This window comes from Streptomyces sp. MUM 203J (genome assembly GCF_022414595.1).
Taxonomy (GTDB): Bacteria; Actinomycetota; Actinomycetes; order Streptomycetales; family Streptomycetaceae; genus Streptomyces.
Map to the genome: position 1 here is coordinate 40,692 of NZ_JADWYO010000007.1, position 13,213 is coordinate 53,904.

Here is a 13,213-nt window from a genome sequence, read left to right on the forward strand (position 1 = left end):
CCGCGTTCTTCTTGCCGGCGTCGATGCCATGGCTGGAGGCGGGAACAAACGTCGGCACGGTGAGCGGCCCTGCGCGCCAGTTCGCCGCCACTGAGGCCAGGCACGCGACGACGGCGCTCGGCGCGCTGCCCGGGGTGCTCCGGGTGAACCGGCCCCAGGTGAACGCGGACTGCACCAAGCCCGTCCGGCTCGCCGCCGCCGCATGCGGCCTGCACGTCCCTGACACGCTGATCACGAACGACCCGGCCGACGCCGCCCCGTCCGCCGAGCGGTGCGGCAGCCGGATCGTCACCAAGGTGCTGTCGGGTTCATCGCCGTCGGCGTCGCCGACGGTTGTCCCGAGCACGCCGAGCTGGTCCGGGCCGGCCCCCTCTACGAAGCGGAAGCCGACCTGACCGGTCCGGTCGCGGACGGCAAGGCCTCCCTCACCGTGGTCCGTGGCGGCGGCGTTCCTCTCCCGGAATCCGTACCAGCTCTGCTCGTGCCCTGAGGGAGTCTGGCGACTGCCGCGGTGAAGGACCCACTCGTGCCGCTCAAGGCCCCGGCAGACCTCAGGTACTTGATCGTTGAAGTCGGGGCGAAGACGGCGTTGGCGGGGAGGGCCGGCCACAGTGCCTACGGGGCCCGCCACACATTTGCGTAGGCCGCGTTCTCGATGGAACGCCGCTGACGTACGGCTTCCAGTTCCATCACCGCGTCGTTGACGGCGGCAAGCACGGTCGTCACCGCTTCGCCGTGCGAGCCGACATCATCGTGGGGGCGTTCATCAGGGTGGATGCCGATGGCCGCGGCGAGGGCCCTGAGAACGGGTTCGTCCTCCTGCCAACGACTCTGTGCATGACGCCGGGTGGGCGTGTCAACGAGCTCCATGCGCTCGGCCCCGAGGTTCAGGCGGCCGCGCCGCGCACGGGTCAGCAGGCCGTCCTCTTCGAACGCGGCCTGGTAGGCCGCGGCGAGGTCACGACCCCTGCGCCACAGCCAGTCCTCGACGCTCTCATACGGCACCTGCCGCACGAGTGCAGACGCCGCTGCACCCAGCAGCCGGTCGTCCAGGTCCGATCGAGGGCCCGGCACGATGACATCGCCGTCCAAGCTGATGGCCTCGGCATGAAGGAGGTCGACCAGTTCCGCGCCCGCGAGGGACAGGGACAGGTCGCCCTGCCCCACGGAGCGCTCCGGCCGGGGTTCCAGGGCAATGGTGAACAGGTCTTTCGCCGTGGTCATGTACGGCTCCCTCGTCGTCGGCCGCACCCGCGTCCCGTCGCGGGGCGGGGTGATGGTCAAGTATCGCTCATCCGGTCTTTGTCCTCCTTCCATGGCATGTCCGTGACCGGGTGTTGCCATCCGCCTGCCGGGGGCGGCCCGCGCAGCCCCGGGCGGCCACCGTGTCCGCCCCGCAGGCGCGGTCGGCGGCACTGTCCGGGTTCGCTCACGGCGACGACCTGGGAGTGGCGGGCACGGATGACGGGGCCTCCCCATGGGCAGAAGCAGCCGGCCTGTACGGCCGTCTCGCAATGGCACGATGTCCGATGGGAGTTCATTCGTGACGCCATGGGGGGCTTGTGGCAGGAATGGTGATCGAAGCGCTGGACGATGTGCCGTGGGAGCAACTGGAGGCGGCGACCGAGCACTACCCGGCTGAGGAGATGCCGCGCGTCCTGCGGCGCCTGGCGCTCAAGGGCGGGGCGGCGACCGAGGAGGACCAGTATCCCCTGTTCGACTGCTTCGCGTTGGGGACCGGGCGCATCACCTCCGTCGCGACCGCCGCGCTGCCGTTCGTCGTTGCCCTCGCCGGTGATCCGGACATGGGCGCCCGGGTCACGCTCGTCCAGTTGCTGACAGGGCTGGCGAAGACGGCGGCCGAAGCCGGACCGGGGCTGGTCGACGCCGGGTGGCACGAGGCGTGGCAGCGGCAGCGCTCCCGGATGCGGGCGCTGCTCGCGGACCCGCGGCCCGAGATCCGCAGAGACGCCCTCCCTCTGGCAGAGGGGGTCGGGGAGCTGCTGGAGCGGTGGCACGCCGTGGCGCACCCGGCGGTGCGGCTGCCCGCGCTGCTCGCGCTGGGGGAGGCTGCGGACCGTTCCGATGACGCCGGGGTGAAGGACCGGGTGCGCGCGGTGGTGGCCGAGGTGGTGCGGACGGGTGGTCCCGTGATGCAGGTCGCGGCCGTGTGTGCCTGGGCGGCGTTCGATTCTGTGGCTCCGGTCCGCGAGCAGGAGCTGCTGGTGGAGATCCTTTCCGACCCGGCTGTGCGTCCGCAGTTCGAGGCGGTCTGGTACGTGCCGGACGTCGACGGTCCCCACACCCGTGAGGATGTCGTCTCGTGGGCGGCCTACCTGCTCGAAGACGCGCCGCGGACGCGGCTTTCCTTCGTGGTCCGTCTCATCCGTGCGGCGCGCCGGACCGGGGACACGCTGCTGTGCCGGGCCGCGCTGGACGAGGGGTGGCGGTTACTGGTGGTCCGGCCGTCGGCGGCCTCCGCGCTGCTGCCGCTCGCGGGCGCGTTGCTGACCGACCCGGACGACGGCGTACGGTACCGGGCGGCCCACCTGCTCGCGGTGCTGGGGGCGCGTGCGGCTCCGTACGTCGACAGGCTGGCAGAACTCCTCGACGACGCGGGCGAGACAGGCTGCGGTCGCGCTGTGGTCGATCACAGGAGAGCCGGAGCCGAGTGCGTCCGTTCTGGAGGAATACGTGCGTCCCCTCGCTGACGGAGGCGATGCCGACTTCTGCCTCGACGCACTGCGGGCCCTCGCCCGGATCGGCACGGTTTCCCCTGGGACGCGGGAGATCCTGAGCGCGGTGCGGGTATCCGACCGGCGGCTGTCGGCATATCGGGACTACCGGGCGTTCCTGCAGGACGAGGATGCCAGGTCCGCGATCGACGACATCCTCGCTTCACCCTGATGACCGCCCCGCCCCCGGGTCGACTCCTGCCTGCGGGAAAACCTGCGACAGGCGACTGCGCCGCCCCGTACGATCACCGGGTACGTGAACGGGCTGGCTGGGGGGCGCGGCAATGCGCGAGGGTGTCGGGACCAGGTGGATGCGGCGGTGCTGCTCTCGTACGGCGCACCGCTCGTGAGCGTACTGGGTGCCGCCGAGTCCGGTGATTGGCTCGCGCTGGACACCGGGGTTCGCGATGCGCCCCTGCACCGGTCGGTGTACTTCCCCGAGCGCCGCTGCCTCGCACCGCTTCCCGACGATCTCGCGCAGGCGGACGAGCCACGCCTCGCGGTCGCACTCTGCCATCGCGACGGCCGGATCCGCGCGGCCGCGCTCCCGTTCGCGGAGCGGTACCCCGGTCTGCTGCCACTGGTCGTCATCCGCTGTGCCGACTGGGCGGAGCCGGTGCGGCAACGCGCCCGGCAGCTGCTTCGCGACGTGCTGGACGCGGACACGGCTGCCGGCCTCGCGGCGCTGGTCCTTCGCATGGGCCGTCGTGATCGGGGCGTTTTCGCTGTCGAGCTGCTCACCGAGGTTCTGGGCGCGGCACCACGGGACCGGCTCGATGTCCTCCTCGCCAGCCCGGACCTGGCCGTGCGGCGCTTCACGTACCGGCTGGGCGTCGAACACGGCCGTCTCGGCCCGGGCGAGCTGGCCGTCGCGGCGGGACGTGATCCGGACACCGTGGTCCAGGACGTCTGCTCCACAGCGGCGCTGGCAGCCCTGCGGGATGCCGGGCCGTCGGACGAGGTGATCGCACCCCTGCTGGCCGCGCGCGGGCCGCGGGCCCGTTCGGCCGGGGTCACAGCGCTGAGGCGGGCCGGACAGACCGAGCGGGCAGAGCCGTTTCTCGCTGACCGGTCCGGCCTGGTGCGCGCGTGCGCCCGGTACGTCGTGCGGCACCACGGTGGCGACCCCGCAGCCTGGTACCGGGAGCGGTGCGTGGTCCCGGGCGGTCCTGTTTCGGCACCCGGCGCGGTCATCGGCCTGGCCGAGTGCGGGCACCGCCATGATGCCGGGCTCTTGCGGTCGCTTCTCGCCCACCCGGACGGCCGGGTGCGGGCTCATGCCGTCGCCGGGTTGCGTGTGCTGGACGCGGCGGACGCAGATCTGCTGCTGCCGCTGATCGACGACCCGGTGTCCCGTGTCGTGCGGGAGACGGTCCACGCCCTGTTGCCTCATGCGAAGGCGCTGCCCGTCGGTCACCTGACGGGGCGTACCGGGCGGCAATGGCCGCGGCACGTCCGCACCGCCGCGTTCCGGCTGCTCACCGCGCGCCGCGGGGTGGTGGCGCTGCGCGCGGCGGTCGCCGGGCTGGACGATCCGGACGTGAAGCTGCGCACCTGGGCCGAGCAGGGCGTGCGGTGCTGGAGCCCCGCCGACGACGAGCCGCTCGTCGACACGGAGGTCGATGAACTTCTCGAACGGAGCCGGCACCTCTTCAGCGGCTGACTCCACGCTGCGGCTACGCATGCGGCGAGCCGGGCACCCTGCACAGCAGGGCGCTCCGATGACAGATCAGTTCCCTTGCCGGGAGGTTCGTGAGGTGGTGTTCGCCTCTCGCTGGGGGTGAGGGTGCGGGGCGGGGGTCTGGTTCGGCCGCCCGGCCTACGCCGGATCGTCCCGCTCACAAGGTCGTCATGGGTTCGATGAGGATGCGGGCGTCCGCCCGCTCTGCACAACGCATCGACTACGTGCTCTTCCGTGGCAGGATCAAAGCCCTGGTGAGCGACCGGGGGGCCGGTCAGCTTGACGGGCTCGGCCTCGACGCTACGGCGGCGGGGCGGAGGCGGGCGCGGGTGTGACCGCGGCTGACGCGGTGGCATGAAGGTTTCGGCGGACGGCGGTGGGCGGACGCTCCCGTCGGGGACGTGCTCCCCCGGCTGCCGCCGATACCTCCTCGCTCGACGCCCGTTCATCCGCCGTGGCCCCCGTCGGGCGATTCGCCCTGGTCGTCGGCGGGCTTCGCATCCTGTCCGGGTGTATCGGTGAGGGCGTCGTCGTAGAGGCGGAAGAGCTTCAGGTCACTGCGGTCCTGGCGGTGCTCGTTCTCGGCGGCGAGGGCCTTCCAGCACTGCGCGGTCAGTGCGCGGGCGCGGGTGCCCGGCCAGGGCTGGGGAAGCAGTTCGGGGGGCAGGAGCGGGTCGGGCCGCATGGCGGTGGTGAAGGCAGCGGCGAGCTCGACCGCGTACGTCAGCCGTTCGTTCGTGGTCGGCCGGGCCGCTCGGGTCAGCCGGTCCAGGCGTGCGGCGGCGAGGGCGGCGAGCTCTTCGTGGCGCTCCGCGATCGTGTCGAGCGGCCAGAGTCGGGCCGCCAGTCGTGCCGGGTCGTCCTCGTCGCCCAGACGCAGGTCCCGGCTGGTCAGGCTGGTGAGGAAGGGCATGACACCGAGGTGTCGGGCGTGGGCCTCGACGATCGGGCCGATCGCGTTGGCGGAGACGTAGAGACCGCCCTGGAGTGGTGCGGCGCCGAGATGGATGAGCGTGTCGCGCAGGGAGTCGCGGGCGTGGCGGGCGGTTTCGGGGATGGCGAAGGCGAACAGGTGCCAGGTCTCGTCCCAGGGGGCGAGTCCGTGGTCCTGGCGGTAGGCGTGGCGGACGTATTCGGCGTCGGGTGCGATGGCTCCGGTGGGGTCGGCGGTGGCCCGCAGCACGGCCTTGCGGCCCCGGCCCTGCCGGGTGAAGCGGCCCTCGGCGACGAGGCGTTTGACGCAGAGCCTGACTTGTTGGCCGGTCATGCCCAGGGCGTCGGCCACGGCGTGGAGTTCGCCGGCGTCGACGGTGCCGTCCTGGCGGAGGAGGGCGAAGACCAGGGTGCGGGTGGCGACCTGGGGTGCGGTGACTCCGGCGAGAGGGGTCGCCGCCGGGGCCTCGGCCATCACTGCTCCTCGGGGGCGTCGGCGGGGTGTGTGGAGACGGCGCGGTGCATGGTCGTGACCGCGCCGAAGCCCATCAGGCCTTTGAGGTACGGGGTTCGCTCCGTGCGTACGGGGAGGAATCCGTGTCGCCGGTACAGGGCGAGGGCACGCGGGTTGACGTCGATCACGTCCAGGCGGACACGGGAGCAGTCGTGTTCGGCTGCGATGGCGGCGATCTCCGTCAGCAGGAGGCCGCCGATGCCCGTGCCCCTGCAGGTGGGAGCAACGGCGATGCCGTCCATGACCAGTTCGCCTGGTGCGGGGGCGCGTTCGAACAGGGCCAGGAGGGCGAGGCGTGGCAGGCCGCGGAAGAAGCCGTAGCGGGACAGCACGTCACGCACTCCGCCTCCGGTCAGGGCGCGCCCCGCCAGCTGGTAACCCGCCACGCCCACGACGCCGCCGTCCGGGGCGAGGGCGACCACGGCACGGTCGTGGTGGAGGTGGCGGGCCATGAAGGCGCGGCCCTGGTCGGCGGGGCCCAGGGCGGCGCCGAGCTTGCGGCCGAACGCCTCCCAGTACAGCTCGGCGACACGTTCCTCGGCACCGCGTGGGACGCCGCGCCGGATGACGACCGCTGTGTTCACAACTCCTCCTCGCACTCGCCGAGCAAGCATAGTACGTTCGTTCTGAATACGATCGTTCATTAAACGATAGCTTCTGGAGAGGGGGAGGCCGATGGCCGGGAGAGGGACTGCACCGACACGTCGCCGGAGGGCGGTACGGGCCCTGCTGGCGACACTGGCCGCACTGGCGGTCGCGGCGGCCGGCCTGGGTGGGCTGGTGGTGTGGCAGCACAGCTACGACCTGCGGGAGGAAGCCGTGACGGTCCGCCACGGGGGGCACGTCCTGAAGGGGGTCCTGGCTCTCCCCGCGGATGGGGAGGGTCCGTTCCCGCTCGTGGTCTTCGTCCACGGGGACGGGCCCGTCGACGCCACACACGATTCCTTCTACCGTCCGATCTGGGAGGCCCTCGCAGAGGCCGGGTACGCGTCGCTGTCGTGGAACAAGCCGGGGGTGGGCGGCGCTCCGGGAGACTGGCTCGACCAGTCCATGGACGACCGGGCCGACGAGGCCGCCGGCGCCATCGCCTGGGCCCGGACGCGGCCTGAGATCGACGGCCGTCGGATCGGGCTCTGGGGCGCCAGCCAGGCCGGCTGGGTCCTTCCGAAGATCACCGCCAGGGTGCCCGGGGTACGGTTCGCCATCGCGGTCTCACCCGCCGTCAACTGGCACCGGCAGGGCCGCTACAACCTCCTCGCCGAACTCCGCCGCGACGGCGCCTCGGACACGGAGACCGCGGCCGCCCTCCGCCGCCGCGAGAAGGTCCTGGAGCTGCTCGAACGCGACGCCTCGCACGAGGAATACGTACGGGCCATGGGTGACGGGCACGGAATGACGGCCGCCCGCTGGCGGTTCGTCGCCAGGAACCACACCGCGGACGCCGGCGCGGACCTGCCCGCACTGCGCGGCGTGCCTCTCCTGCTGGTGCTCGCCGGAAAGGACGTGAACGTCGACACCGCGGAGACCGAGTCCGTCTACCGGAAGCTGCTGCCCGGTCCCGCGTTGCGCGTCGCCCACTACCCCGGCGCTTCACACAGCCTGGTCAGGGACGACGTCGAGAGCTCACCGCTGCGTCTCCCCCTGACGGCTCTGTTCGCGCCGCGTGGCCTGTTCGCCGAGGGCTTCCTGGCCGATCAGCGCGATTTCCTGGCCTCCCTCGACACGGCATCGACGCCGTCGCGAGAAGCCGGTGCCGAGCCCTGGCGGGACGGAAACCGTACCCCGTGACTCACGAATGAGGCCCGTGGGCTGCGAGAACACCTGGGAGCGGCGGATGCGCACGCCGCGTGACTTCGCAGAGCTGTTCGGCTCCGCCGACCTCTCCCTGGTGCCGATCCGCGAGCCGGGGCGCCCGTGCGTGGAGGGAGTGCTCACGGAGAAGGCGGACGCCCCGGCCAAGGGCCTGCCGCCCGTGCGGCAGCGTTGACGACCACGACGCCGTCCAGGTGGTGCCGCACCCTTCCGGTCCGGGCCTCGTGCCCGTCACGGATGAGGTCGAGCACCACCGCGCGTCCGGCGACCGGGCCGAGCACTCCCTGCCCGGGCACACTCAGCTCGTCCAGGGCGTGGACGTAGTGCGCCACCGCCTGCCGGGCCGGTGATCACGGGATCGCCGTCAGCACGATCTTGCCCTGACCTGAAGGTGGCCCTGCGCGGCCCGTGTATGTGCGCTGCCCGCCTCGGGCAGTGGGTAGGTGCTGTCCACCGCGACCTGGAGCCTGCCCTCGCCGAACAGGCGCCCGGTCTCGGCGAGCTGGCGGCCGCTGGAACGCACCTGGATGTTCGAGACGGTGATGCCCAGACCCGCCGTCACTTCCTGGTCGTACTGGGCGAAGAACACCGGCAGCATGGTGCCGCCACGCTTGAGCACGGTCAGGAAGCGTGAGCTGTCCGGGCCACCGACGGTGTCGATCACCAGGTCGACGCCGCTGACCACGTCCGCGGCCTGCGTCCTGGTGTAGTCGATGAACTCGTCGGCGCCGAGCTTGTGCAGGAACTGCTCGTGCCGGCCCGAGGCCACCGCGACGACGTGTGCCCCCTGCCATTTCGCCAGTTGCACCGCGAAGTGGCCCACCCCACCGGCGGCCCCGTTGACCAGCACGGTCATAACTGGCGTGATCGGCACCGGCCGGTGCACCCGGCCGGTGAAGGGGGACGGCACGTCGTGGCCGAGATCAACCAGGTACTGCCAGGCCGTGAGTACGGCCATCGGCGCCCCAGCCGCCTGCACGTGACCGATACCGGCCGGCTTGTGCGCCAGGTCCGAAGCCGGCGCGGCCACACGGCGTGACGACGGCCTGGAGCAAGAACGGCATCCGGGGATGGATCCAGACGTTCCGCGACGGCGAGGTCCGCGTCTCCTTCGCCGTCTGGATCCGCGATGTCGACGCGTCGGGCTACTTCGACGACCTGGACGCCGCCTACGAGGAAGGCGAACGGGTGCTGAGCGCCTGCCTCCCTGAGATCGAGGAGTCTCCGCTCGCAGGGCGCCTCGTCGAAGTCCAGCAGCAGGCGGCGGGCGAGGACGACTTCATCGCGGTGCGGAAGTGGGCGTCGGGCGGCCAGATCCTGACCGCCGGCGTGATACAGCAGGACACCGACCTGCCGGTCATGGTCGTCATCGCCTTGCAGGAGCCCGGGCCCGCTTCCACGTGAGCCGACCCGACGTGCGCCCGCTGCCCCTGAGCCGGCGCAGGTCACCCGGGACACCAGGCCATCGGCACGGACGGCAGGGGCGGTCTGTGCCGACGGCTGTGGAAGGGGCGGACCGCACTCCGCTCGGGCAGGCGAGCGGCCCCGCCGGCCCGCCAGGCCCTGTGTGTCAGGCGCTGCCGCGGCAGCGGCCGCCCGGCCAGCCGCTGGACGAGACCGCCGCGCTCGCGCCACTGCTCCTGTCGTCGAGAAGCCCTGAGCCGCTCGGGCAGACGCCGCCCGAGCCCTGTCACCACGGCGCACCCGGGCCGATGGCCGAGGGTCCTCAGCCTCCACACACTGCGACCTCCGGCTCCGGTCGTCCGTGCGGTCGGCATCGGCGTTGCCTTCGCCTTCGCCTCGACGGCGATGGTGTTCAGCTCGATGGCGTAGGCCGCTCGGTCCACGCGTGGAGCTTGTCGGGGTTCAGGACCATCCACAGGTCCGTGATCCTGTCGTCGTTGTCGACGTCGACGGCGATGACCGCGACCGTCGCGCCGTCGAGGCGGACGACGAGGCCAAGACGGTCGTTGACATGCTCTTCGACGATGTCCATGCCGGGGTCCTTGCGCATGAGCCCGATCAGCAGGCGGGCCACCTTCTCCCCGCCGACCACCGTCCGGGTGGCGGCCCGGACCTTGTCACCGCCGTCGGCGTGCGAGCGCGCTTCGGGGTCGAGCAGCTGGACCAGAGCGTCCAGGTCACCGGTCTCGCACGCGACGCGGAACGCGGAGACGACGTGGCGGTGCCGGTGCGCGTCGTTGGTGAGGGGGCGTGCCTTGGCCAGGCGGCGCCTCGCGGAGGCGGCGAGCTGGCGGCAGGCGGCGGGGCTGCGTCCGACCGTCTCCGCGACCTCGGCGAAGGGCATGCCGAACACGTCGTGCAGGACGAAGGCGACGCGCTCGGCCGGTGTCATCGACTCCAGGACGACGAGCATGCCCATGCTCACCGACTCGTCCAGGGTGACCTGGTCGGCGGGGTCGCGGGTGTTCAGCCGGGTGCCGTCTCCGTCGGTACTGCTCCAGGTGCCGCTGTGGCGGAGCGGTTCGGGCAGCCACTCGCCCGTGTACTGCTCCCGGCGCACGCGGGCCGAGGCGAGATGGTCCAGACAGATACGGCCGGCGACCTTGGTCAGCCAGGCCAGGGGGGTGGCGATGGCCTGCTGTTCGGCTTCGGACAGGGCGTACCAGCGCGAGTACGTCTCCTGTACGACGTCTTCGGCATCCTGGAGGGTGCCGAGCATGCGGTAGCTGAGGTTGATCAGTCTGCGGCGCTCCGCGAACAGCGCGGGCAGCGACAGTTCGGTTTCCGGGCTGTCGGATGTGCTCATGGTGTGTGTTCCTCTACAGGCACGAAGGGCGGGGCGAGTGCCCTCGAAACGACCGTCCGTCCCGAGGGCGGCGAGCGAGGGAGGAGGGCGGGTTCCGGGTCAGGCGTAGTGCTCGGCCAGCCACTGCTCGAAGGTCTGTACGCCGCGGGGGCCTGGGCCGGTGGGCAGCAGGGCTCCGCCGCTCATCGCGGCCCCGGCGGAGCCGGGGAGTCTCACCGGCACGAGGAGCCGGTGCTGATGCTTGGCCTTGAGCAGGGTGCGGGCCATCTCCACGATCTGCTCCTCCCTGGGCCCGGCGAGTTCCGGCGCGTGTCCCCGGGGCTTCTCCTTCACCAGCTCGGCAAGCGAACGTCCCACTTCGCGTGCGGCGATGGGGCGGGAGTGCATGCGCGGGGCGACGGCGATGGGACCGGAGATCTGGGCGAGGGTCTGCTCGGCGAACTCGTGGAACTGCGTGGCGCGCAGAATGGTCCACGGAACGGGTCCGTTCCTGACGACTTCTTCCTGCGCGAGCTTGGCACGGTAGTAGCCGAACCCGGCGGCCCTGTCGATTCCCACGATCGACAGCGTCAGGTGATGGCTTACGCCTGCCCGCTCCTCTGCGGCCAGGAGGTTGCGGCCCGCCTTCTGGAAGAACTGGGTGGCGGGCTTGGCTGCCGACTTGGGGGAGTTGGTCACGTCGACCACGGCCTGGGTTCCGGCGAGCGCCTCGTCCAGGCCCATGCCGGTGAGCAGGTCCACGCCGCGCGACGGGGAGAGGACCACGGGCTCGTCGCCCGCTGCGGTCAGGGCTTCGACGACGTAGCGGCCCACCAGGCCGGTTCCACCGGCTACTGCGATTCGCATGGGTGTTGTGCTCCTGGAAGTCATGTCCGGGTCGTGGTCGTGCCGTCGGTGCGGCCAGGTGCCCTGGCCGGCCGGGAGCGGAACTCCGCCGGCCTGGGCGCGTGAGTCAGCGGGACCAGCAGCGCCGCCGCGATGATCGTCTGCGCCGACAGCAGTACCACGTTCAGGATCTGGTCAATCGTGTCGTACACATGCAGGTGCTGCACGTGATAGACGAGGTGAAGGATGTTGAAGGTCAGCCATGCCGCACCGGTCGTCTGCACCATCGGGTTGCTGCGCACGTACCGCAGGGCGATCACACTGAGCACAGCCAGCGCCAGGTACATCGCCCCGGTGTCCTTCGCCAGGTGCTGGTTGTACGGCCCCAGTTGCGGAAGCCAGGAGCGGCCGAACCCGGGAAAGGTCTCGTGCCAGTGCTGGGGGGCGAAGTAGGCCCAGACACCCACGTAGAGACCGGACACGATGAACAGGCCCAGGGCGACCTGTCTCGTCACTTTCACGTTCATGCCCTTATGACGAGACAGGGCATCGGAATGTGAGGTGTCGGCGCACATCTCTTCGTGATCCGCTGGAAGACGCACGCCGGAGGCCGAGCCGAAGGGGCCCTCCCCTGTACCGGGCCGGGCTTCGTCGCGCGACGTGGCGTACGCGGGTGTCCAGAGGGGCCGGTGGTCCCGCACCCGAGGCGTTCGTCGCTCCTGGTGACAGCAGGAAGAGCCGGTTGAGGGATGCGTGGGGGCCGCGTGTGCTGCGCTCTGCCCCCGGAGCGCCTCTGTCCGGGTGGCCCCCCGGTGCGGAAGCCGAGACCGATTGTCAGTGGTGGGTGAGACGGTGGGGACATCGAGAAGGAAGCAAGGGGGAGTTGTCATGTCCGGAAGCCAGAACTACATCAATCACGTTGCTCTTGTGCTGGACGCCAGTTCGTCCATGTCCCACCTGAGCCGCAAGGTCGTCGAGGTAGCCGACCAGCAGATCGCCTATCTTGCCCGCCGGTCGAGGGAGCTGGACCAGGAGACCCGGGTCACGGTGTACGTCTTCGCCGACAAGGTGGAGTGCGTCATCTATGACAAGGACGTGCTGCGGATGCCGTCGCTGAAGCAGCTGTACCGGGTCGGCGGGATGACGGCCCTGCTGGCGGCCGCGCTCAAGTCGCAGCGGGAGCTGGCACAGACCGCTCAGCTGTACGGCGACCACAGCTTCCTGACGTTCGTGCTGACCGACGGGCAGGAGAACGTCAGTCACCGCTGCCCGGATGTGCCGGCCAGGGACCCGCGTGCGCTGGTCGAGGCCGTGGCCACCATGATCGAGACCCAGCAGGACAACTGGACGCTGGCCGTGCTCGTACCGGACCAGATGGGCAAGCGCGAGGCCATGCGGTGCGGTTTCCCCAAGGACAACATCGCCATCTGGGATGCCACGAGCACACAGGGCCTGGAGGAGGCCGGGCAGGTCATCCAGGAGGCCACCGAGAAGTTCATGGTGGGCCGCGCCCAGGGCATCCGGGGGTCGCGGGCGGTGTTCTCCGTGGGTGCGGAGGCAGTCAACAAGGACACCATCGAGGCGGCCGGTCTCACTCCCGTGCAGGAGTCGGAGTACCAGCTGATCCAGGTGACCCGCGCGGTGGCGATCCGGGACTGGGTCGTCGAGTGCGGGCACACCTACCGGACCGGCTGCGCGTTCTACCAGCTCAGCAAGTCGGAGAAGATCCAGGCACGCAAGCAGATCGCGGTGCTGGAGAAGAAGACAGACCGGGTGTACACGGGTCCGGAGGCCCGGGCACTGCTCGGCCTCCCGGATGTGGAAGTCCGCGTCAAGCCGGACCACAACGACGACTTCACGATCTTCGTACAGAGCACCAGCGTGAACCGGAAGCTCGTACCGCACACGCGGCTCCTGCTCATGAACTGACGGCGGGTCCGGGA

General features: G+C 71.0%; 15 protein-coding genes and 1 pseudogene. 9 read left to right on the plus strand and 7 right to left on the minus strand.

The window, feature by feature from the left end:
* Positions 1-59 precede the first annotated feature (59 nt).
* Positions 60-395 carry a hypothetical protein gene (locus I3F58_RS06360; RefSeq protein ID WP_240107241.1) on the plus strand — a complete coding sequence of 112 codons (336 nt, stop codon included), beginning with the start codon at positions 60-62 and terminating at the stop codon, positions 393-395.
* Positions 396-615: 220 nt separating this feature from the next.
* Here I3F58_RS06360 and I3F58_RS06365 read toward each other — a convergent pair whose 3' ends face one another.
* A complete protein-coding gene (locus I3F58_RS06365; protein WP_240107242.1) occupies positions 616-1,224 on the minus strand; it encodes a GPP34 family phosphoprotein in 609 nt (202 codons plus the stop codon).
* A gap of 347 nt (positions 1,225-1,571) precedes the next feature.
* Here I3F58_RS06365 and I3F58_RS06370 point away from each other — a divergent pair, with 347 nt between their 5' ends.
* The 3 genes from I3F58_RS06370 (at position 1,572) to I3F58_RS06380 (ending at position 4,398) form a co-directional block, all read left to right on the plus strand.
* The gene (locus I3F58_RS06370) at positions 1,572-2,711 is read left to right on the plus strand and encodes a hypothetical protein (protein ID WP_240107243.1); all 1,140 of its coding nucleotides are present in this window, start codon (positions 1,572-1,574) and stop codon (positions 2,709-2,711) included.
* On the plus strand, positions 2,695-2,907 hold the full coding sequence (locus I3F58_RS06375; RefSeq protein WP_240107244.1) for a hypothetical protein: 213 nt from the start codon (positions 2,695-2,697) through the stop codon (positions 2,905-2,907). The genes I3F58_RS06370 and I3F58_RS06375 overlap by 17 nt, the downstream gene beginning before the upstream one ends.
* A 135-nt stretch (positions 2,908-3,042) precedes the next feature.
* Positions 3,043-4,398 carry a hypothetical protein gene (locus I3F58_RS06380; protein WP_240107245.1) on the plus strand — a complete coding sequence of 452 codons (1,356 nt, stop codon included), beginning with the start codon at positions 3,043-3,045 and terminating at the stop codon, positions 4,396-4,398.
* A 463-nt stretch (positions 4,399-4,861) separates the two neighbouring features.
* Here the strand turns inward: I3F58_RS06380 and I3F58_RS06385 are convergent, their stop codons facing one another.
* Positions 4,862-5,824, minus strand: a complete 963-nt coding sequence (locus I3F58_RS06385; RefSeq protein WP_240107246.1) for a PaaX family transcriptional regulator C-terminal domain-containing protein — start codon at positions 5,822-5,824, stop codon at positions 4,862-4,864.
* Positions 5,824-6,447 carry a GNAT family N-acetyltransferase gene (locus tag I3F58_RS06390; protein ID WP_240107247.1) on the minus strand — a complete coding sequence of 208 codons (624 nt, stop codon included), beginning with the start codon at positions 6,445-6,447 and terminating at the stop codon, positions 5,824-5,826. Before I3F58_RS06390 ends, I3F58_RS06385 begins: the two co-directional genes overlap by 1 nt.
* Positions 6,448-6,538: 91 nt before the next feature.
* Here I3F58_RS06390 and I3F58_RS06395 point away from each other — a divergent pair, with 91 nt between their 5' ends.
* Genes I3F58_RS06395 through I3F58_RS29290 form a run of 3 tightly spaced genes read left to right on the plus strand, consistent with a single transcriptional unit; the run spans position 6,539 to position 8,025 of the window.
* Positions 6,539-7,651 carry a S9 family peptidase gene (locus I3F58_RS06395; RefSeq protein WP_240107248.1) on the plus strand — a complete coding sequence of 371 codons (1,113 nt, stop codon included), beginning with the start codon at positions 6,539-6,541 and terminating at the stop codon, positions 7,649-7,651.
* Positions 7,652-7,697: 46 nt separating this feature from the next.
* Positions 7,698-7,850 carry a hypothetical protein gene (locus tag I3F58_RS06400; protein WP_240107249.1) on the plus strand — a complete coding sequence of 51 codons (153 nt, stop codon included), beginning with the start codon at positions 7,698-7,700 and terminating at the stop codon, positions 7,848-7,850.
* 49 nt (positions 7,851-7,899) lie between these two features.
* Positions 7,900-8,025 (plus strand): hypothetical protein, encoded by a 126-nt coding sequence (locus I3F58_RS29290; protein WP_275678222.1) that lies wholly within the window; start codon positions 7,900-7,902, stop codon positions 8,023-8,025.
* Positions 8,026-8,039: 14 nt separating this feature from the next.
* Here I3F58_RS29290 and I3F58_RS06405 read toward each other — a convergent pair.
* A pseudogene (locus I3F58_RS06405) lies at positions 8,040-8,708 on the minus strand (NADP-dependent oxidoreductase); the annotation flags it as partial.
* A 2-nt stretch (positions 8,709-8,710) separates the two neighbouring features.
* Between I3F58_RS06405 and I3F58_RS06410 the strand changes: the two are divergent.
* Positions 8,711-9,079 carry a hypothetical protein gene (locus I3F58_RS06410; protein WP_240107250.1) on the plus strand — a complete coding sequence of 123 codons (369 nt, stop codon included), beginning with the start codon at positions 8,711-8,713 and terminating at the stop codon, positions 9,077-9,079.
* Positions 9,080-9,491: 412 nt separating this feature from the next.
* Here the strand turns inward: I3F58_RS06410 and sigJ are convergent, their stop codons facing one another.
* The 3 genes from sigJ to I3F58_RS06425 form a co-directional block, all read right to left on the minus strand.
* A complete protein-coding gene (sigJ, locus tag I3F58_RS06415; RefSeq protein ID WP_240107251.1) occupies positions 9,492-10,445 on the minus strand; it encodes an RNA polymerase sigma factor SigJ in 954 nt (317 codons plus the stop codon).
* 99 nt (positions 10,446-10,544) lie between these two features.
* Complete coding sequence (locus tag I3F58_RS06420) at positions 10,545-11,291, minus strand: SDR family oxidoreductase (RefSeq protein ID WP_240107252.1); 747 nt, start codon at positions 11,289-11,291, stop codon at positions 10,545-10,547.
* A gap of 20 nt (positions 11,292-11,311) precedes the next feature.
* On the minus strand, positions 11,312-11,791 hold the full coding sequence (locus I3F58_RS06425) for a hypothetical protein (RefSeq protein WP_374207916.1): 480 nt from the start codon (positions 11,789-11,791) through the stop codon (positions 11,312-11,314).
* A gap of 367 nt (positions 11,792-12,158) precedes the next feature.
* On the opposite strand from I3F58_RS06425, the gene I3F58_RS06430 reads away from it, so the two are divergent.
* On the plus strand, positions 12,159-13,199 hold the full coding sequence (locus I3F58_RS06430; protein WP_240107254.1) for a vWA domain-containing protein: 1,041 nt from the start codon (positions 12,159-12,161) through the stop codon (positions 13,197-13,199).
* Positions 13,200-13,213 lie beyond the last annotated feature (14 nt).

Coding starts and splice junctions, on each gene's coding strand:
- sigJ (WP_240107251.1), bottom strand. CDS start 10,445: ATGAGCACATCCGACAGCCCGGAAACCGAACTGTCGCTGCCCGCGCTG.
- I3F58_RS06400 (WP_240107249.1), top strand. CDS start 7,698: ATGCGCACGCCGCGTGACTTCGCAGAGCTGTTCGGCTCCGCCGACCTC.
- I3F58_RS06385 (WP_240107246.1), bottom strand. CDS start 5,824: ATGGCCGAGGCCCCGGCGGCGACCCCTCTCGCCGGAGTCACCGCACCC.
- I3F58_RS06365 (WP_240107242.1), bottom strand. CDS start 1,224: ATGACCACGGCGAAAGACCTGTTCACCATTGCCCTGGAACCCCGGCCG.
- I3F58_RS06370 (WP_240107243.1), top strand. CDS start 1,572: ATGGTGATCGAAGCGCTGGACGATGTGCCGTGGGAGCAACTGGAGGCG.
- I3F58_RS06395 (WP_240107248.1), top strand. CDS start 6,539: ATGGCCGGGAGAGGGACTGCACCGACACGTCGCCGGAGGGCGGTACGG.
- I3F58_RS06430 (WP_240107254.1), top strand. CDS start 12,159: ATGTCCGGAAGCCAGAACTACATCAATCACGTTGCTCTTGTGCTGGAC.
- I3F58_RS06420 (WP_240107252.1), bottom strand. CDS start 11,291: ATGCGAATCGCAGTAGCCGGTGGAACCGGCCTGGTGGGCCGCTACGTC.